This is a genomic window from Paenibacillus cisolokensis (genome assembly GCF_018403665.1).
GTDB classification, from domain to species: Bacteria; Bacillota; Bacilli; order Paenibacillales; family Paenibacillaceae; genus Paenibacillus_AH; species Paenibacillus_AH cisolokensis.
Genome location: NZ_BOVJ01000001.1, coordinates 26,447 through 46,752 on the forward strand (window position 1 = coordinate 26,447; position 20,306 = coordinate 46,752).

The 20,306-nt window shown below is 56.3% G+C and carries 11 protein-coding genes, 6 pseudogenes and 1 other annotated feature; of the genes and pseudogenes, 11 read left to right on the forward strand and 6 right to left on the reverse strand.

Annotated elements, in window-relative coordinates; translation table 11 throughout:
- The first annotated feature begins 37 nt into the window (after positions 1-37).
- Positions 38-1,047, forward strand: a pseudogene (ccpA, locus tag PACILC2_RS00165) (catabolite control protein A).
- Positions 1,048-2,048: 1,001 nt separating this feature from the next.
- Here the strand turns inward: ccpA and PACILC2_RS00170 are convergent.
- Together PACILC2_RS00170 and PACILC2_RS00175 are read right to left on the reverse strand one after the other, a co-directional pair.
- Complete coding sequence (locus PACILC2_RS00170) at positions 2,049-3,224, reverse strand: acetoin utilization protein AcuC (protein ID WP_213526685.1); 1,176 nt, start codon at positions 3,222-3,224, stop codon at positions 2,049-2,051.
- Between the two features lie 164 nt (positions 3,225-3,388).
- On the reverse strand, positions 3,389-4,021 hold the full coding sequence (locus PACILC2_RS00175) for a GNAT family N-acetyltransferase (RefSeq protein ID WP_062496709.1): 633 nt from the start codon (positions 4,019-4,021) through the stop codon (positions 3,389-3,391).
- 223 nt (positions 4,022-4,244) lie between these two features.
- Here PACILC2_RS00175 and acsA point away from each other — a divergent pair, with 223 nt between their 5' ends.
- Positions 4,245-5,978: an acetate--CoA ligase gene (gene acsA, locus PACILC2_RS00180; protein ID WP_062492469.1), complete on the forward strand. Its 1,734-nt coding sequence runs from the start codon at positions 4,245-4,247 to the stop codon at positions 5,976-5,978.
- An 88-nt stretch (positions 5,979-6,066) separates the two neighbouring features.
- Here acsA and PACILC2_RS29065 read toward each other — a convergent pair whose 3' ends face one another.
- Complete coding sequence (locus PACILC2_RS29065; protein ID WP_372447004.1) at positions 6,067-6,645, reverse strand: fibronectin type III domain-containing protein; 579 nt, start codon at positions 6,643-6,645, stop codon at positions 6,067-6,069.
- Positions 6,646-6,776: 131 nt separating this feature from the next.
- Positions 6,777-8,964 (reverse strand): annotated as a pseudogene (locus PACILC2_RS00185) (transglycosylase domain-containing protein); the annotation flags it as partial.
- Between the two features lie 324 nt (positions 8,965-9,288).
- Positions 9,289-9,569: a binding site (T-box leader), on the forward strand.
- 64 nt (positions 9,570-9,633) lie between these two features.
- On the opposite strand from PACILC2_RS00185, the pseudogene tyrS reads away from it, so the two are divergent.
- The 3 genes and pseudogenes from tyrS to floT all read left to right on the forward strand — a co-directional run bounded on the left by tyrS (position 9,634) and on the right by floT (position 13,200).
- Positions 9,634-10,886, forward strand: a pseudogene (tyrS, locus tag PACILC2_RS00190) (tyrosine--tRNA ligase).
- A 238-nt stretch (positions 10,887-11,124) separates the two neighbouring features.
- The gene (locus PACILC2_RS00195) at positions 11,125-11,652 is read left to right on the forward strand and encodes an NfeD family membrane protein (RefSeq protein WP_062492472.1); all 528 of its coding nucleotides are present in this window, start codon (positions 11,125-11,127) and stop codon (positions 11,650-11,652) included.
- Positions 11,653-11,677: 25 nt separating this feature from the next.
- Positions 11,678-13,200, forward strand: a pseudogene (gene floT, locus PACILC2_RS00200) (flotillin lipid rafts scaffold protein FloT).
- A 49-nt stretch (positions 13,201-13,249) separates the two neighbouring features.
- Here the strand turns inward: floT and rpsD are convergent.
- Positions 13,250-13,849 (reverse strand): 30S ribosomal protein S4, encoded by a 600-nt coding sequence (gene rpsD / locus PACILC2_RS00205; protein WP_062492474.1) that lies wholly within the window; start codon positions 13,847-13,849, stop codon positions 13,250-13,252.
- A 376-nt stretch (positions 13,850-14,225) separates the two neighbouring features.
- Between rpsD and PACILC2_RS00210 the strand changes: the two genes are divergently transcribed.
- The 6 genes and pseudogenes from PACILC2_RS00210 (at position 14,226) to PACILC2_RS00235 (ending at position 19,444) form a co-directional block, all read left to right on the forward strand.
- A complete protein-coding gene (locus PACILC2_RS00210; RefSeq protein WP_244863113.1) occupies positions 14,226-16,151 on the forward strand; it encodes a GGDEF domain-containing protein in 1,926 nt (641 codons plus the stop codon).
- Between the two features lie 64 nt (positions 16,152-16,215).
- The gene (locus PACILC2_RS00215; RefSeq protein ID WP_062492476.1) at positions 16,216-16,998 is read left to right on the forward strand and encodes a hypothetical protein; all 783 of its coding nucleotides are present in this window, start codon (positions 16,216-16,218) and stop codon (positions 16,996-16,998) included.
- Positions 16,999-17,071: 73 nt separating this feature from the next.
- Positions 17,072-18,186, forward strand: a pseudogene (locus PACILC2_RS00220) (aminopeptidase).
- 84 nt (positions 18,187-18,270) lie between these two features.
- Positions 18,271-18,513 carry an HPr family phosphocarrier protein gene (locus tag PACILC2_RS00225; RefSeq protein ID WP_062492478.1) on the forward strand — a complete coding sequence of 81 codons (243 nt, stop codon included), beginning with the start codon at positions 18,271-18,273 and terminating at the stop codon, positions 18,511-18,513.
- Between the two features lie 137 nt (positions 18,514-18,650).
- Positions 18,651-18,941 carry an Fpa/YlaN family protein gene (locus tag PACILC2_RS00230; protein ID WP_062492479.1) on the forward strand — a complete coding sequence of 97 codons (291 nt, stop codon included), beginning with the start codon at positions 18,651-18,653 and terminating at the stop codon, positions 18,939-18,941.
- A 119-nt stretch (positions 18,942-19,060) separates the two neighbouring features.
- On the forward strand, positions 19,061-19,444 hold the full coding sequence (locus PACILC2_RS00235) for an Asp23/Gls24 family envelope stress response protein (RefSeq protein WP_062492480.1): 384 nt from the start codon (positions 19,061-19,063) through the stop codon (positions 19,442-19,444).
- A gap of 49 nt (positions 19,445-19,493) precedes the next feature.
- On the opposite strand, the pseudogene PACILC2_RS00240 reads toward PACILC2_RS00235, so the two are convergent.
- A pseudogene (locus PACILC2_RS00240) lies at positions 19,494-20,306 on the reverse strand (FtsW/RodA/SpoVE family cell cycle protein); the annotation flags it as partial.

The following is a 20,306-nucleotide window of genomic DNA, read 5'->3' on the forward strand; positions in this document are numbered from 1 at the left end:
CGGATGAACAAAATTTGAGTTAATGGAGAGAAGGATAGTGACGGTAACTATTTATGACGTGGCGCGGGAAGCAGGCGTATCGATGGCGACTGTTTCCAGGGTGGTCAACAACAACCCGAACGTAAAGCCGCAAACGCGAAAAAAGTATATGAAGCCATCGAACGTCTCGGCTATCGTCCGAATGCGGTAGCCCGCGGATTGGCAAGCAAGAAGACGACGACGGTTGGCGTTGTCATACCGGACATTTCGAACGCGATATTCGCGGAAGTGGCGCGCGGTATCGAAGATATCGCCAACATGTATCATTACAACATTATTTTGTGCAACTCCGACAAGAAGAAGGAGAAGGAAATCCGCGTTATCAACACGTTGCTGGAGAAGCAGGTAGACGGTCTGCTGTTTATGGGCGGCGCGGTAACGGACGAGCATCTGCAGGCGTTCAAGACGGCCAATGTGCCGATCGTGCTCTGTGCGACGACCGACGAGAACGGCGTTATTCCTTCCGTCGATATCGACCATGAAGCTGCCGCTTACGATGCCGTATCCACATTGATTGCCCAAGGACATAAGCGGATCGCCATGATCAGCGGCACGCTGCAGGATCCGTCGGTCGGCTTTGCCCGTTTCAGCGGATACAAGCGCGCCTTGGAGCAAGGCGGTCTGAAGTATGACGAGACGCTCGTACGCATCGGCAACTACCGGTACGAATCGGGCGTGGAAGCGATGAACTATTTTCTCGACTTGCCGGAGAAGCCGACCGCCGTATTTTCGGCAACGGACGAAATGGCGATCGGCGCCATCCATGCGATACAAGACCACGGCTTGAAGGTGCCGGGGGACATTTCCGTAATCAGCGTAGACAACAGCCGGATGGCGTCCATGGTTCGTCCGCAGCTGACGACCGTCGCCCAGCCGATGTACGACATTGGCGCGGTATCGATGCGTCTGTTGACAAAGCTGATGAAGAAGGAGAACGTCGAGCAGTCGAAAGTGGTGCTGCCTCATGAAGTCATCTCCCGCCAGTCGGTCGCGCAAGCCAAAGGCTGACGCGCAAGCGGGAGCAGAAGCGCGGAGGGAGGGGCTCGATCGGGATGAGCCCCGGCGAAACGCTTGCAATCGGCATTGGCATCCAAAAGAGAAGCCGCCTCCCGTCATTTTGACGGCGACAGGCGGCTTTTTAATTTCCAATTTGCCTCTAACCGTCCGCCGGTGAGTTCCGCTATCTGTCCAATCGTCGCCCGTCCGCCGGTATATTTCGCCATCTGTCAAAACGTCGCCCGTCCGTCGATGCGCCTCGCAATTCGTCAAATTGTCTCCGGCCCGTCGGTGCTTTCCGCCTTCCGTCAAACGTGGCCCGTCCGTCGATGCTTTCCGCCTTCCGTTAAACGTCTCCGGTCCGTCGGTGCGCCTCGCAATTCGTCAAATCGTCTTCGGCCCGTCGATGCGTTCCGCCATCCAACAAATCGTCTCCGGCATGTCGGTGCGCCTCGCCTTCAGCACCCATCTCCCAGCAGGTTGTGTTGGCAAAAAAGTTGCAAAAGTACAGGAATTTTGACCCAAATAAGTAAATATAGCACAAAATACTGCAAAATACAGTAATTTTTTGTGATTTTCGTTTATTTGGCTTGAACGGATCACAAAACTGCATTTTCGCAGGAATTTTCATGTTTTGGTTATTTTACGTCCGAAAAATTGCATTTTTGCAACTTTGTTTACCCATGCCTTGTCCAGGCAGCGCTTCGCTATTTTCTCACTTTCCTGTTCGATCTTGTTTGCTGCCTTGCGATGAATGCGCATTCAACGGTGATTCGACGGCTTCTCTACTGCGATTATAGCGATAAACTGTAACTAACTGCGATACTGCATTAACGGCAACTAACGGCAACTAACGGCAACTAACGGCAACTAACGGCAACTAACTGCGATTAACTGCGATTAACTGCGATTAACTGCATTAACTGCATTAACTGCATTAACTGCAACTAACTGCGACTCAACAGCGCCTCTATGCCTTAGCCTCTATGCCTTAGCCTCTATGGCGCATCGCCCTACAAATCCTGTACCAGAATGCCGGCAGTCGCCTGGTTTTTGGCGGTGATTTCGGCTCTGCGGGGCATCGGCGTCCAGGCTGACGTATCGTCCAGCCAGCGGTCGGGCAATGGCTCGGGACTGTGCGGAAGCCATCGCGCCACCCATTCGGCCGGCAGAGGCGCATTCTCCCCTGCGACCAGGCGGCCGACAAGCGGATGCTCCGTCATCGCCAGCCAGACGAGCGACCAGGCCCTTGGGACGACGCGCCATATGTCGTAGCCGCCGCCTCCTACCGCGACCCATCGTCCTTGTGCGTATCGATGGGCCAACTCGTGGATGATGCGCGGCATTTCCAGATAGATCCGGGTGCTGCAGTGAATGTGGGAGAGCGGATCAAGCGCGTGCGCGTCACAGCCGTGCTGGCTGACGATTATATCCGGACGGAACGCCCTCGCTACTTTTTCTACGGTGGAAACGAAGGATTCGAGCCATGAATCGTCCTCGGTATAAGGTTCGACGGGCATATTATAGCAAAAGCCGAAACCGAGCTCGCTGCCGCGCTCATGGACGAAACCGGTTCCAGGAAACAAATATTTGCCGGTCTCGTGAATCGAATACGTGCATACGTCCGCATCGTCGTAGAAAGCCCATTGCACACCGTCGCCGTGATGCACGTCGGTGTCGATATACAACACTTTCGCTCCGTAGCGCTGCCGGATGTATTTAATGGCGATCGCCGCGTCGTTATAGACGCAGAAACCGGCGCCCCGCTCCGGAAAGGCATGATGTAAGCCGCCGGCCATATGATAAGCGTGGAGCGCACGGCCGGACATGACTTCCTCGGCCGCCCGCACCGAGCCGCCGACAAGCTGCGCCGCGGCGTCATGCATGCCGGGAAAGAACGGCGTGTCTTCCGTGCCCAAGCCGAATCGTTCGGCTTCATCGAGCCATCGAGTCTCGGGATGCTCCTTGCTGAGAGCGGTTACGGCATGGATGTAGTCCGGGCGGTGAACGAGCGACAGCAAATTCGTATCGGCCGGCTCAGACGCTATGATGTCGCTTGCTTTCAATGCGCCGACGCTTGTCAGCAGATCGATAGCCAGCGTAAGCCGGATCGGATCGAACGGATGGTCGGCGCGGAATTTATATCGGGCAGCGCCCGGAGGATGCACAAATACGGCGTCCGCCGACATGAACGGGACCTCCTCAAGACTTTGCGAAGCAAAGTCGCTTCGTAAGCATAAGCTGGACTTTGCGAAGCAAAAGTCGTTTCGTAAGCGTGAGCTAAACTTCGCGAAGCAAAAGTCGCTTTGTAAGCATAACTAGACTTTACAGAACAAAGTCGCTTCGTAAGATGTCAATACATAAAGCGCTGACGGAAGCGGACCCGGTCGAACCGCTCGACCGATTCGAGCGGCACCTCTTTGCCGATACGCACCATCAGACAATTGGCCGGGTGAGAGCATATTTCCGGATCGTCGGTGGCGAACCAGACCATGTCGACGCATTTCATAAGATCTTCCATCATTCTGCGATATTCCCAGACGCTCATTTTGGTGCCTTCCAAATCCCAGTGCCAATAATATTCCGTCGTATAAACGATCGCATTTTCCAGCTGTCCGCCGGCGAATGCAACGCGGATCAGCCTTTTGCCGAGTCCGTACCCTCGATATTCGTTCGCGACTTCGATCGCGCCAAGCTCGATCAGATCTTCCATGCCGCTTTCGGACCATCGCTCCAGCTCGTCGGGATAATGGAACGTTACATAACCGACGATCGTATCCTCGTCGCGCGCGACAATAATGCGTCCTTCCGGCAGACCGGCAATTTCCACGAGCGCCTTGTGCTGCTCATCCGGTCGCCGGAACGCGTCCAGATCGGCGTGCATGCGCAGCCGGGAAACGTCTTCCGGCGGCAGCGGGCCTTCGACAACCAGCTCGCGGTCCCGATAAGGTACCCGCTCTTTATGCAATTGTTTACGGTGCTCCACGAAAGAACCCGCTCCTTTCTGCCGATGAACTTTCGCCGATCCGGGCGGCCGATATACGGGCTGCAGCATATACTCTTTTCACTTATAACAGATTACGAGGGAATTGAAAAGATTGGTCTAAACAAAAGCGAATATGTTATAATAAAGTTGAACAATTTGTGAAAGCGCATTCTTGTCCGCGCTTTTGCGACAGCAGCTACGCAGTGCCAGTTTTGATGGGAGGATGATAGGCGTGATCAACTTGCATCAAGAGCGGATTCCGGCTACGGCCACCGGATCGAATATGGGGAACTACGAAGAGGCCCGCAAATCGTTTCGTTGGGAAGACATCGAGAAGCATTTCACCTGGCATAAGACGGGAAAAGTGAATATGGCCTATGAAGCGATCGACCGTCATGTGGCCGAGGGCCGCGGCGGCAAGGTCGCTTTGCATTACATGGACAATCAGCGGCAAGAGGCGTATACGTTCGAACAGCTAAGCCGGCAATCGAACCGGTTCGCCAACGTGCTGCGCAAGCTGGGCATCGGCAAGGGCGAGCGCGTATTTATTTTTATGCCGCGCACGCCGGAGCTCTACATCAGCCTGCTCGGTACGCTGAAAATCGGTGCCATCGTCGGACCGTTGTTCGAAGCGTTTATGGAGATGGCCGTCAAAGACCGTTTGCAGGACAGCGAGGCGATCGCCATCGTTACGACGCCGTCGCTTCTGCCGCGCATCAAGCGGGACGAACTGCCTGCGTTGAAATATTTGATCGTCGTAGGCGATGACATAGAACCCGGAAACGGAATCGTCGATTACAAGGCGGAGATGGCAGCGGTTTCCGACGAGACGGAAATCGAGTGGCTGGGCCGCGAAGACGGCATGATCATACACTACACATCCGGTTCGACGGGCAAACCGAAAGGGGTTTATCACGTTCAGAACGCGATGATTCAGCATTACTATACGGGCAAAATCGTGCTCGATCTGAAAGAAGACGATATTTACTGGTGCACGGCCGATCCGGGCTGGGTAACCGGCACGTCTTACGGAATTTTTGCCCCCTGGCTGAACGGCGCGACCAATGTCGTGCGCGGCGGACGTTTCAGCCCGCAGGACTGGTACGGGACGATTCAGCACTACGGCGTGACGGTATGGTACAGCGCGCCGACCGCCTTCCGGATGCTGATGGGCGCCGGCGACGATATCGTAAAGCAGTATGATCTGTCCAGCTTGCGGCATGTGCTGAGCGTCGGGGAGCCGCTCAATCCGGAAGTCGTGCGCTGGGGTATGAAAGTTTACGGGCAGCGGATTCACGATACGTGGTGGATGACCGAGACGGGTGCGCATATGATTTGCAACTACCCGGCTATGGACATTAAACCGGGATCGATGGGCAAGCCGATACCGGGAGTAGAGGCCGGAATTGTCGACGATAACGGCAATGAACTGCCTCCTTACCGGATGGGCAATCTGGCGATCCGTACGCCGTGGCCGTCGATGATGCGCTCTGTTTGGAAAAACCCGGCGAAGTATGAAGAATATTTCCGCTTGAAAGGCTGGTATGTATCGGGAGATTCCGCTTATGTCGACGAGGACGGCTATTTCTGGTTCCAGGGGCGGGTCGACGACGTCATTATGACCGCCGGCGAACGCGTCGGTCCGTTCGAAGTCGAAAGCAAGCTTGTCGAGCATCCGGCCGTTGCGGAAGCGGGCGTGATCGGTAAGCCCGATCCGATCCGGGGCGAAATTATTAAAGCGTTTATTTCGCTGCGCGAAGGGTTTGAGCCGAGCGACGAGCTGAAGACGGAAATTGCCCAGTTCGTCAAAACGGGTCTGGCCGCTCACGCGGCGCCGCGCGAAATCGAATTCAAGGACAAATTGCCGAAGACGCGCAGCGGCAAAATTATGCGCCGTGTGCTGAAGGCATGGGAGCTGAACTTGCCGACCGGCGATCTGTCGACGATCGAGGACTGATCCTGTTACGACTCAACGGCAAAGCCGCCATTTCCAAAACCGGAAATGGCGGCTTTTTCCATAGTGTATAACCGGAACAGCCGCGCTGTTACGGCGCTGCGGTCTGTTCCGGCATGCTTTCCGTTGCCGGCTGCTCGCTGCCCTGAATCGCATCGGGGACAGACGTTGGCGCTTGGACGTTGTCCGGAACGGCCGTCCCTGCATCCGGCACCGCCGGCTCGGCCGGATCCGGCACGGGAATGACCGGAACGGGCGGCGCTTCCGGCACAATCTGGACGATAGCGCTCGGCGCCGATTCCTTGCCGACGACGTCGACCGCCGTCACATAGTAACGGTAGGCGGTATTGGGCGCGATCGTGTCGGTAAACCGGTACGTTTGTCCTGTCAGAATGGAAGGCCCTATCTTTTGGAACGCGTTCGTTCCGACCGAGCGATACAGCCGGTAACCGACAACGTCGGACTCGCCGCTCGCGGAGAAGCCTATCGTCACCGTGTTGCCTTCCGTCACAAGCCGCACATTCGGCGGCGGACTCGGCACAGCGCCGTCGTCCTTGCGCGGATCGATTTTGGACGGGGCTCCGCTGTCCGCGTCCCTCGGCACGTATTGGCCGAGCGGCCGGCGGCTGCTGGCCGGCATTTTCTCCTGCGCCGCCCTGATTTCGTCCATCAGCTGGTCAAGCGGCTTTTCCCGTTTGATGCCGATTTTTCGCTGACCATATCCTCCGGCGTTGCCGGGTTGGGCAAGTAGTTGACGCCGTTATAGGAAATGTATTTGAATTTCACCAGCGCGTCGTCGGGTTCCTTCGGCAAATATTTTTCATTAAACCAGTCCGTCGTCAGCAATCCCGCCTGGCGGGTCAGATCGGTCGGCAGTTTGCCGCTGACGCTGGAAACGGTCGCCTTCACGACGCCGTCCGGGCGTGCGAACGATTCGGTCTTGAACAGCGTCGGCTTTTCTTTCACCGTTTCGTTCATAATTTTCGCCCATATATGCCGCGCCCTCTTTTTGCCGTTATCGGACAACGTGTGAATCTGTTGCTCGTAACCGGCCCATACGCCGAGTGTAATGTCCGGCGTGAAGCCCATAAACCAGACGTCGGCGTAATTTTGCGTCGAGCCGGTTTTCCCCGCAATCGGGATCGTTCCGTACTTGTCGAACAGTCCCGTCAAGTCGTGCGCAGTTCCCCGTTCGTTCGCAATGACGGTGCGGAGCATGTCGGTCATCAGAAACGCGGTCTGTTCGGAGAAGACCCGTCTGGGCTCCGCTTTGTGGCGATACACGACGTTTCCTTCGCTGTCGGTAATCTGGCTGATCATATAGGCGTCGTTGAATATGCCGCCGTTCGGGATCGTACCGTAAGCATTGGTCAGCTCTTCGACGGTGGTGCCGCTATGCAGTCCGCCGATAACCCCGGTCTGGGCGTAATCGTCGTCCGGATGCAGCGTCGTAATGCCCAGCTTGCGCACGAAATCCCATGATTTTTGATCGTCACCTTCTCGACGAACAGCTTGATGGCCGGAATGTTCAGCGAACGGTCAAGCGCTTCCCGCGCCGTGACCAGTCCTCTGAAGTTGCGTCCGGCGTTCATCGGAATGTGGTAGCCTTTGCCGCCGTCCTTCAGAATGATCGGCGAGTCGTCCAGAACTCCCGCCGGCTGAATGAGCCCTTCTTCCAGGGCGGGCAAATAGGCGGCGATCGGCTTCATCGTCGAGCCGGGCTGGCGGATCATCTGCGTCGCCAGATTCATTTGCTCTTCGTAGAAATCCCGGCCTTCGAGCATGCTGATGATCGCCCCGGTTTTATGATTGATCATCACGGCAGCAATTTGCTCCATCCCTTTTTCTTTGCTGTCAGGGGTGAAATTGTTCTTGTCTTCGGCGATTTTCTTCATCAGCGAATATATTTTTTGTCGATCGTCGTATAGACGCGATATCCGCTGCTCAGAAGCTCCTGCCGGGCTTCTTCCACCAGCGCGGGATTGTTGCGCAGATCGGCCTCCGTCAGCTCGGGATTTTTTTGCTTGAGCAAAATTTCGGCTGCCGCCCGCTGGGCTTCGAACATCAGATACGGATATTTGGCGTAAGCCTTTGGCGACGGTTTGGCGAGTGACGCCCGGATATCGAAAGCTTTCGCCTCTTCGTATTCGGCTTGCGTAATTCTGCCCGTCTCCAGCATCCGGCTCAGCACATGCCTTTGGCGCTCCATCGCATAGCCGAAGTTTTCCTCGTTGAATTCGCCTTTGCCGGTAAAAGCGGAATAGGCGGACGGACGCTGGGGAAGACCGGCCAAATAAGCGGCTTGCGCGAGATTGAGCTGGCTCAGGTCGGAAATATTGAAGATGCCTTTGGCCGCCGCCTTGATCCCCGATACGTTATAGCCGTTGGAACCGTTGCCGAACGGCATCTTGTTCAGATATGCGGTCAATATTTCCGGCTTCGTCAAATAACGTTCCATCCGGAGCGACAGCAGGATCTCCTTGAATTTCCGGCTGTCGGTCCGGTCCGCGCTTAAGAATAGCCGCCGCGCCAGCTGCTGGGTAATCGTGCTGCCGCCGGTCTGTTGGTCTTCATTGAGCAGCTTCTGCTTCACGGCCCGGCCGAGACCGTTAATATCCACACCGTAATGATTCCAGAAATTGTTGTCTTCCGTCGCCAGCAGGGCATCGATCACATGCTGCGGTATTTCCTCATACGTGACCAGCCGCCGGTCTTCCTCGCTCACCAGCTGACCGATAACCGATCCGTCGCTGAAATAGACAAATCCGGTCAAGCCGTTCTCGTTCACCTTTTGCTCGATCAGGGTGCGTGGCCGGATTTCGTCGTCCTTGACGAGAGCTGCGACATAACCGGTAACGGCTCCGCCCGCCAGCAGCCCGATCATAATAAGGAAAATAACGAGCCATTTGACGGAAATGAAAACGACCAGAAAAAATGTCCGCCATTTGCTGCGTTTGCGCGGTTCCTGCTGACGGTCATTTTCGTTCATTCCTACACCTCCCAAAGGTTGCGGCATGGCGAACAAGCCGCGGAACAAGCCGTTATGTAAATCCGGCTTCATGATTGCAGGGACATCCGGGACGCCGGACGCGAATCGTTCCTGTCATTTCGGCTAAAGCAGAATTATTATATCACAATTCGCCATTTTCGGGCATACGGCGTCAAAATCAACCCGTTTACGCCAGACAGCGCGGGGAAAGGTCCGGAAAGCGGCGGCTATTCACGCCATCCGACCGGTTGTTGACTTTCGGCAAACGCTATGATATAAAAGCAATAATGTGCCGCGCGGAAAGCGAGCCGGCACGAACCAGCGACAAAGGCAATGACAGGCTTCAGTAGCAAACGGATCGCGTCAGGACCCAGAGAGCCGGTGGCAGGTGCGAACCGGCACGTCCCGTTTGACGAATTACCGCCTGTAGCCGAACGGGGGAACGTCGCCGCAACCGGTCAGTAGTCCGTTCCGGAGATTGAAAACTCCGTTATCAAAAGTCGAGTGAGAGCGTCAAACGATCGTTGCGGGCATCATGCGCCGCGGCGCATCGGCTTGCGTTCTAACGAGGGTGGTACCGCGAGATAATCCTTCTCGTCCCTTGGGGATGCGAAGGATTTTTTTATTGCCCTTCACTTTGATCCCAAACTTTTAAGGAGGAATGGCATTATGGATCGATGGCAGCAGTTGAACGAGGAGCAGAAACGGGAGGTCGAGCGCCAATTGGCCGTTATCCGCCGGGGAACGGTCGAAATCGTGCCGGAGGAGGAGCTGAGGGAGAAGCTGGCCGATTCGGTGAAGACCGGCAAACCGCTGAACGTCAAGCTCGGGCTGGACCCGTCGGCGCCGGACATTCATGTCGGACATACGGTCGTCCTGCACAAGCTGCGGCAGTTTCAGGAGCTCGGCCACCAGATTCAGCTCATTATCGGCGATTTACGGGCAGAATCGGCGATCCGACGGGCAAATCGGAAACGCGCAAGCAGCTGAGCGAAGAGGATGTCAAGCGCAATGCGGAGACGTACCAGAAACAAATATTTAAAATTCTCGACCCGGAGCGCACGAAGGTTTACTACAATTCGTCCTGGCTGGCGCCGCTGACGTTCGCCGACGTCGTCGGCCTGGCTGCGAAGGTGACGGTGGCCCGCATGCTGGAGCGCGACGATTTTACGAAGCGGTATCAGAGCGGCCAGCCGATCAGCATTCACGAATTTTTCTATCCGCTGATGCAAGGCTATGACTCGGTGGCGCTGGAAACGGACGTGGAGCTTGGCGGCACCGACCAGAAATTCAATTTGCTCATGGGCCGGACGCTGCAGAAGGAATACGGCAAACCGGCGCAAATCGCCATCATGATGCCGCTGATCGAAGGGCTGGACGGCGTCAACAAAATGAGCAAAAGCCTTGGCAACTATATCGGCATCGACGAGGAGCCGAATCAAATTTACGGCAAATCGATGTCGATTCCGGACGAGCTGATGCTGAAATATTTCGAATTGGCGACCGACATCAGCAATGACGAACTGGAGAAGCTGCGCGCCGGATTGAATGACGGTACGCTGCATCCCCGGGATGCCAAGATGAGGCTCGCCCGTACATTCGTCCGGATGTACCACGGAGAGGAAGCGGCGGAAGCGGCGGAGCAGCATTTCGTGACGGTATTCCAGCAGCGGGCATTGCCGGACGACATTCCTGAAGTATCGCTGCCTGCCGAAGAACTGTCGGAAGGACGCATCCGGATCGTCCGTCTGCTGACGGCGCTCGGCCTGCAAAGCTCGGGGAGCGAGGCGCGCCGCAGCGTGCAGCAGGGAGCGGTACGCATCAATGAAAATAAAATTACCGATCCGAACGCCGAGATTGAACCGAAAGACGGAGACGTCGTACAGGTTGGCAAGCGCCTGTTTGCCCGTATCCGTCTGTAATACCGGGTCTTGATACCGGGTCTTGGCATTCGCTCCGCGTTTTGTTCACGTCCGTTCGGCCTGGGCCGGACGGACGTTTTTGCACGGAAACGGGACGTATACGTGTCCGAAAAATACAGAATTTTCTCGTCAATTCGACGTTAAATTTTGACGAAATTGTGAAACATCTTCGGTTATGATTCGTATTATTGATCGTCATGGATCAACCGCATGCGACTTGGAAAGGAGGAGGAAAGAAGTGGAGGCGTTGTTCTGGTCGTGTCTTGCCGGGGGGGCGTTGTATGCGATCGTCTGCGTCGTGTTCGGCGATTTTCTGAGCGAAGCGCTGGACGGATTGCTTGACTTTCTTTCCCCTGAGGGGGTGCCGTGGCTGGAACCGACAACGGTCGTCGGCGCGATCACCGTCTTCGGAGGAGCCGGCTTGCTGCTCGATCGTTACAGCCCGCTCGGCGCGGGCGCCGTCATCGCGGCTTCGCTGCTTATTGCGGTATTGGCGGGAGCGGGAGTGTTCTTCCTGTATGTCAAGCCGATGGAGAACAGCGAAAACTCCACTGGCTACTCGATCCGGGACCTCACCGGCAAGCTGGGGGAAGTGCTTGTGCCGATTCCGTCCGCCGGGTACGGAGAAGTGCTCGTTTCCGTCGGCGCCGGACGCGCGAACCATATCGCGGCAAGCTTCGACGGCGAGCCGATAGCCGGGGGATCGAGAGTCGTCGTCGTCGAAGTGCGGGACGGTACGCTGTATGTTTCACGGTTAGAGATGTGAGAACAAAGAGAGAGGAGCAGCCATTATGCCAGATTTTCTTATCATTCCCTCCATTGTCATCGCCGTAATCGTTGTGCTCGGCCTCGCCTTCTGGGCGCGGTACAAAACGGTAAGTCCGGACGAGGCGATGATTGTTACGGGCTCTTTCCTGGGGAGCCGCAACGTGATGATCGACGATTCCGGCCGCAAAATCAAAATCGTCCGCGGCGGCGGAGCATTTATTTTGCCGATATTCCAAAAAGCCGAATTCATCTCGCTGCTGTCGCACAAGCTGGACATCTCAACGCCCGAGGTGTATACGGAACTGGGCGTGCCGGTCATGGCGGACGGCGTGGCGATTATCAAAATCGGCGGTTCCGTCGAGGATATAGCCACGGCCGCCGAACAGTTCATGGGCAAACCGACCGAGGCGCTGAAGGGTGAGGCGCAGGAAGTGCTGGAAGGCCATCTGCGGGCGATTCTCGGTTCGATGACCGTCGAGGAAGTGTACCGCAACCGGGACAAGTTCGCGCAGGAAGTTCAAGGCGTCGCGGCCAAAGACTTGAAAAAATGGGGCTGCAGATCGTATCCTTCACGATCAAGGATGTCCGGGATAAGCACGGTTATCTCGACGCGCTCGGCAAGCCACGTATCGCCGCCGTCAAGCGCGATGCGGAAATCGCCGAGGCGGAAGCGATCCGAGACGCCCGGATTCAGAAGGCGAACGCCGAAGAGCAGGGGCAGAAGGCGGAGCTGCTGCGCGATACGAACATCGCCGAGGCGACCAAGGAGAAGGAACTGAAAATCGCTGCCTTCAAGCGGGAGCAGGATACGGCAAGAGCGGAGGCGGATCAGGCTTACGCGATCCAGGAAGCCCGCGCGAAGCAAAGCGTCGTCGAGGAGCAGATGAAGGTCGAGCTCGTCCGCAAGGAGCGCGAAATCGATCTGGAAGCGAAAGAAATATTGCGCCGCGAGAAGCAGTACGACGCCGAGGTGAAGAAGAAAGCGGATGCCGAGCGCTATGCCGTCGAGCAGGCGGCCGAAGCGGAGAAGGCGAGACGGCTGCGCGAAGCCGACGCCCTGAAATACAAGATCGAAGCGGAAGCGAAGGCGCTTGCCGAGCAGAAGCGGCTGGACGGACTGGCGGCGGCCGAAGCCGAGCGGGCCAGAGGTACGGCCGAGGCGGAAGTCATTCGTCTGCGGGGGCTTGCCGAAGCGGAGGCGAAAGAGAAGCTGGCGGAGGCGTTCCAAAACTTCGGTCAGGCAGCGGTGCTCGATATTATCGCCAAAATGCTGCCTGAGCTGGCCGGCAAGGTGGCCGAGCCGATTAAAGGGATTGATAAGCTGACCGTTGTAGATACGGGCAATGGACAGGGGGCCGCGAGAGTCAGCAATTACGTGACCGAATTGATGGCGACGGCGCCGGATATGCTGAAGAACGTCACCGGAATCGACGTGAATGCGCTGATTCAGGGACTGACGGGCACATTGGAAGCGCCGAAGCCGTCACCGGAGGCGGCGAAGCGGCCGAACGCCGGCAAAGACGAAAAGACGGCAGCGATAGAATAACAAATCCCTTTGAAACCGAAAACCCCCGGAAAATCCCGGGGGCTTCTCATTAGCGGCTGTAGAACTCGACGATTTGTCTTTCGTCGATATCCTGCGAGAGCTCCGCACGCTCCGGCAGGCGGATATATTTGCCTTCCATCGTCTGGTCGTTGAACTCCAGATAGTTCGGCAGATGGTGGCGTCCTTCTCTCGCTTCCTTGATCGATTTCAGACCGCGGCTGCGTTCGCGCAGTCCGATCACATCGCCGACGGAAACGGTATAGGAAGGAATGTCAACCTTGCGTCCGTTGACCGTCACATGTCCGTGTGCGACCAGCTGGCGGGCGCCTGCGCGGGAGTTCGCCAGACCGAGACGGTATACGAGGTTGTCCAGACGGCTCTCCAGCAGGATCAAGAAGTTCTCGCCGGCGATCCCTTTCATTTTCGTCGCTTTATCGAACAGGTTGCGGAACTGCTTCTCGCTCAAGCCGTACATATGGCGCAGTTTTTGCTTTTCTTGCAGCTGCACGCCGTATCCGCTCAACTTTTTGCGTTGGTTCGGTCCATGTTGTCCGGGCGGAAACGGGCGCTTCAATTCTTTGCCGGTACCGCTCAGGGAAATGCCGAGACGGCGGCTCAGTTTAAATTTGGGTCCTGTATAACGTGCCATGCGTCGCAAAAACTCCTTCTTCAAATGGGATGTTTGAAAATGGGGTTGTTTCGCCGAAGGCGGTCTGGCGAGCGCGGACGGCTGGTACCGCCGGGCTCCTGACAGGCTAGTTCAGCCGCTGTCCTGTCAGCGACCGTCTTCGTGAGGGTGACACAAAACCGTACGCCCAATATTCAACAATAAATATTATAGGAGAAGGAGGCATCTTGTCAAGATTGGCGTTGCAAATTCCGATGCGCAAAATAACAGGACCATAGACGCTTTTTCTCCTTTCTAAAATATATCTAAAGACCTATGGAAAATCCGGAAAAGTAGTGCAAAACCGTTTGGATTCAAGTATCATAAAGAAGCCAATTCATTTCGGGATGCTCACACCTTGACGAGAAAGAGTTGGAAGGACCGGGTGCTGCGTATGAGCGAACTCATGATGAACGAGGGGGAATCGAAACGGCATATGGAGATTCCCGATGACGCCATTTTCGATCTTCCGTCCGTTCTGGCCGCGACATTCACCGAATGGCTGGAGGAAATCGGGGGATTGCTGCATGCGGGGAAAAGCGCGTCGCTGCTGCTGCTGAATGCCGATGGCGAGGCCGCAGCGGATGCCGGGGACGGACGCCGGCCGTACGGGGAACAGCTGTCCAGGCTGGCGGTCGATGCGTGCCGCGAAGGGACGTTCCGCTCGAATACGGCCGACGGTTTCTATATGACGGCCGTGCCGCTATGGACCCGTGCTCGTCCTTCCCGTCCGTATGCGGCCGTGGCCGGCGCCTGGCCGGAAGCCATGAAGCCCGAGGAAGCCGTTTTGCAAGCCGCCGCGCTTCATCTTGCAAGCAGCATCAAAGCCGCGCTGGAGCGGGAGAAGGCGCAAGAGGCATACAGGCAGAAGCGCCGGGCGGACCGGGAGGCGCATCAGAAGGAAGCGCTGATTCTTGCTGCGAACCGTTTGTACAATTGCGACGACGTCGAGTCGGTCCTGACGGAAATGCTGCAAAGTCTGGAGCGGTTTTATCCGGAATCGTCCATTTGCCTGTTTTTGTCCCAGGATCATTTGAACGGCGATGCCCGGGTTCGGCCTCTCGCATTCGGCGGCCAGGGGTCCGACGTGGTGACGGACGCTTTCCTGAACGGCAGGCCGGTTGTCCGCGTGGAAGAGCAGGCTGTCATGGCGCTGCCGATGGCAGGCAAGCAGGCGGTTTACGGCGTTCTCCGTCTCTCCATGGATGCGCGGCAATGGCGCGATTCGTATCTGTCGACCGCGCGATGGCTTGCCGACACCGCGGGCACGGCGTTCGAAAACGCCAAGCTGCTGGAGCAATCCGACCGGCTGATCAAGGAGCTGAGGCTCATCAACGAACTGACGAAACGGCTGAACGGCTCGCTCAGTTTGAATGAAATATTCCAATATGCGACCGACGAGCTGCTCGCGATATTCAACGCCGATTATTGCTCGGTATTGCAATTGGATCCGGCAAGCCGCCGTTTTCAAGTCGTATCATGCAACTTTCCGGTTGCCGACGAGGAGAATTACTCCACGGACTATGGTTTTTGCGGGATCATATACAATAACAAGGAACCGCTCATCCTGTCCGATTACTGGCAAAATCCGCTTGTGGAATCCAAGCTGATGGAGATGACCGGATCGCGCTCCCTGATCGCTTCGCCAATTTTGGCCGAAGGCCGTGTTGTCGGAGTCATTCTCATTACCCACCGCAGTCCGAACTACTTCTCTTACGATAACTACAAGCTGCTGCAAGTACTGTCAACGCATATCGGTTTGGCGATGACAAACGCCTCGCTGCATGCCGAAGTCCGCCGCATGGTCATTACCGACAATTTGACCGGTTTGCACGCCCGCCACTTTTTGAACGAACAAATCCAGCTCCGACAGCGATTCGAGTCATGCGGCTCGCTGCTCTTGATCGATATCGACTACTTCAAAACGATTAACGATACCCACGGCCATCTGATCGGCGACCGGATACTGGTCCAGGTCAGCGAAATTATCCGAACTTCCATACGTCCTGACGATATCGCCGCGCGTTGGGGAGGAGAAGAATTGGCCGTCTATTTTCCTGAAGCTCGCGCGGAGGAGGCGTACCGCATAGCCGAACGGATCCGGGCCCGCGTCGAAAGCGAGACCGCTCCGCGCGTGACGATATCGTGCGGTTTGGCGGAGTGGACGCGCGTCAGCGGCAAGATCACCGTCGAATCGCTGTTCTATCAGGCCGATATGGCACTGTACGAAAGCAAAAACAAAGGCCGGAACAGCATCTGTATCGGAGGATGCGCCTCCGAATAATTGTTTGCCGCTCTTGGGACGATAAGGGAAAAAGGGCGGCTCGCGCCCGCAAGGGGGCTGCATCATGAAGAAACGAGCGCGATGGACGGCCTGTCTTATTCCGCTGCTGCTACTGACCTCCTGCTCGTTCTACAAGCCGGAGCGGTCTGCCGAAGAGCTGCTGGCGCTGGCCGTATCCGGGTTGTCGGGCGTTGACCGCTATACGTTCGACGGCGAGACGACGCTGCTGCTGGCGGACGGCCGCTCCGCGAGGACCGCGAAATTCGAAGGCGAAATTTGGAACCATCGCAATTTGTCCGTGCACGTGCAAGGGGCGCAAGACGTTCAAACGGGGCAATGGATGCAAATCGACCGCAAAGGCCCCGATCGCTGGATCGCCCGCGACGGTATGAAGGAAGCGGAGGAAGGCGCCGATTGGAACGCAGTGCAGACGCTCGAGCGGCTTGTCGGCGCCCCCAAAAACGTCGCCTATTTGCCGCGCAGGCATGAGAACCGCGCCTGGATCGTGAAAGCCGATCTGGAAGCGGCACATGCTACCCGGGATTGGAAGCGGCGGTTGGAACGGGAATTCGAGTCGGCCGTGCAAGCGGCCCGGACGTCGATCGCGAAATTGCCGGTCAGCCGGAACGTCGATTTCAGGCGCGAGTGGAACGCCGAAATCGCGAGGTCCCGTAAGGAGCTTGAACGCATGATGAAAGGGCTGAACGTGCAGTCTACCTATATTGTTGCGATTGACCGCAGGCGCATGCTACCTCTTGAAATTACGGAGTTGACCACTCTCCAGTACGAGAGAGACGGGCAGACATGCCGGGAAAGCCGGACGACGAACGTCACATTCGGTTTATAACCGGCTGGCGGTATGCCGCCCTCCGTGTTACGATGGTAACGCTAGCCATTTTACGAAGCAAGAGGTGAATATGATGCGGGATTCTCGTTTGCAAAAGCTGGCGGCCAATCTGGTCGGCTATTCGATCGACGTGCAGCCTGGTGACAACGTGCTGATCGACATGATCGGCGCCGAGCGCGAGCTGGCCAAATGTCTCGTGGAAGAAGTGGCGAGACGCGGCGGCAGACCGTTCGTCGAATTGAGCGACCGTTCGGTGCTGCGCACGCTGCTTCTGCATGCGACGAAGGAACAGCTCGAGTTGTGGGCCGAACGCGATCTTCGGCGCATGAAAGAGATGAACGGCTATATTGCTGTCCGCTCGGGCGGAAATATTAACGAGCTGGCGGATGTGCCGGAAGACAAGATGCGGATGTACGAGCAAATTTATCAAAGGCCTGTACATCTGGAGCAGCGGGTCAAGCATACGAAATGGGTCGTCTTGCGTTATCCGAACGAATCGATGGCGCAGCTGGCGAAAATGAGCACCGAAGCGTTCGAAGATTTTTACTTCAACGTATGCAATCTGGACTACTCCCGGATGGACAAGGCGATGGAGCCGCTGCGTGAGCTGATGGAGCGGACCGACCAGGTTCGTATCGTCGGACCGGGAACGGACCTGCGTTTCTCCATTCGCGGCATCGGCGCCAAAAATGTTCCGGCCAGCGCAACATTCCGGACGGCGAAGTATTTACCGCTCCGGTCCGCGATTCCGTGGAGGGAACGATCACCTACAATACATCGAGCGTTTACTCGGGCGTGACGTTCGACCAAATCGCATTCACATTTGAGCAGGGCAAAATCGTCAAGGCGACCAGCAATAACACGAAGCGGCTGAACGAAATTCTCGATGCGGACGAAGGGGCGCGCTATATCGGAGAATTCAGCCTCGGCTTCAATCCGTACATTCTTCACCCGATGAACGATACGCTGTTCGATGAGAAGATCGCCGGAAGTCTGCATTTTACACCGGGTCAGGCTTACGAGGAGACGGATAACGGAAACCGTTCGTCCATACACTGGGATCTCGTGCTTATTCAGCGCGAAGAATACGGCGGCGGGGAAATTTATTTTGACGGCCGGCTTATTCGCAAGGACGGACGCTTCGTCGTACCGGAGCTTGAAGGGTTAAATCCGGAAAACCTGAAATAGACAAGCCTTTTGCTCTTGAACGGAGCCAATGTTCGGGTTATTATGAGGAAGGAAAGACTTACTAACCCAAATGGAGGGATTTCCATGTCCAACAATACGGCAATTGTCGAAATTTCCCAAACCGCAAGCCGTTTTCGCTCTTCCATCGTTCTTCAAGCCGAGAACAAATATATCGATGTCAAAAGCATCCTCGGGCTGTTCACGACATTGATCAGCGGACATGCCTATGATTTGCACGTTCACGGTCCGGACGCCGAAGAAGCCAAGAAAGCGATGGCCGACGTATTCGCCAAGCATAATCTGCACGTCAACATTATTTCCGACTGACCGAAACCCGGACGGCAATCGCGCAAACATTTGCTCGAATTGCGGCCGGCTTCCGTTTTGTCCTTGTGTATTGCGTTCTTTTCGTCTAATATAAAGGGTATAGAAGACGGCGAGGATCGCGCACAGGGGGGGATACGATGTCTTCATCGGATGTCATGATCCATTTGCATCACAAAGCGCTGCAGCTGCTTGAAGAGGACGCGGACAAAATCGAAAAGCTCATTGAGGTTCAAATGGAGAACCTGACGACGCGTCAATGCCCGTTGTACGAGGAAGTGCTGGACACGCAGATGTACGGATTTTCTCGTCAGGTCGATTTTGCGGTGCGGGCGGGACTTGTTCCGCAACCCGTCGGCAAGGAAATTGTCAGCAGACTTGAACGCAACTTGGCGCAGCTGTACGAAGCGCTGAACAATAGAAGCGAGTAACTCTCGTTAGGGAGTTGCTCTTTTTTTGCGTCGTCCCCGTCGGCGAAAACCGGGCTCCTTGCTTTGCGCCTGTCGTATCCATTACAATGGAATCATATGGTGAATGAGGAGTGAACGATATGACCGAAGGCTTCGATACGGGTATTATTCGCATATCCGACGACGTTGTGGCAACCATCGCCGGTCTTGCCGCACTGGAAACCCCGGGCATCGCCGCCATGTCCGGAGGCATCTCTGAAGGACTTGCCAAGCGGCTGAGCGGCAAAAATGTACAGCGAGGCGTTTCGGTCGAGGTCGGCCAGCTTGAAGCGGCCATCGATCTGCGGATCATCGTCCACTACGGCATCCCGATTCAGGAGGTCAGCCGCCAGCTTCAGCGCAACGTGAAGGAAGCGGTGGAGAATATGACGGGATTGAATGTGGTGGAAGTGAACGTAAAGGTTGAGGGCGTCGCGTTCAAGGAGGACGAACAGTCGCCGGAAGAGCCGCATCGAGTGAAATAACAACCGAAACGGAAGGGGTACCGGCCCGATGACGACGGCCGGTACCCCTTTATTTGCGGCCGGAGTCGCGCATCCGCTCCTGCCGGTTGTATTCGCGCGAAATGCTGAGCAGAATGCCGACGCTCATCAGCGTAAAAAGCAGTGACGAGCCGCCGTAGCTGATAAACGGCAACGTAACGCCCGTTATCGGGATCGTGCCGGTTACGCCGCCGATATTGATCACCGCTTGCATGCCGATCAGACCGATAATGCCGACGCCGACGATCGTACCGTATATATCGGGACAGCGCAGGGCGATCAGAAGTCCGCGCCAAAGGAAAAACAAGTAGAACAGGAGGAACAGCGTACTGCCGATAAATCCGAATTCCTCGGCGATAATCGCAAATATGAAGTCGTTGTACGGATAAGGCAGATAATGCAGCTTCTGTACGCTCTCTCCGAACCCTGCGCCGGTCAGACCGCCGTGGCCGAGCGCCTGCAGCGACCGGACGAGATGGAAGCCGGAACCGAGCTCGTCGGCCAACGGGTCCATGTAGGAGGTGATCCGGTCAAACCGGTACGTCCATCCGTCGGGATCGGCCATAATCCATATGGCGAACAAGACAGCCAAAACGACCAGCATGATGAGGCCGGTTGCGGCTACTTGCTTCAGGTTGGCGCCGCCGGCCAGTATCATGATCGAAGCGCAGGCGGCAAGCACCAGGCAGGACCCGAGATCGGGCTGCAGCATAATAAGGCCGCAGAAAAAGAGACGATGATGATGACGGGCAGCAGCCCTTTTTTGAAATCCCGGAATTTCTCTCCCTTCTTCGCTATGAGCGCGCCCAAATAGAGAATGAGCGCCAGCTTGGCCGGCTCGGTC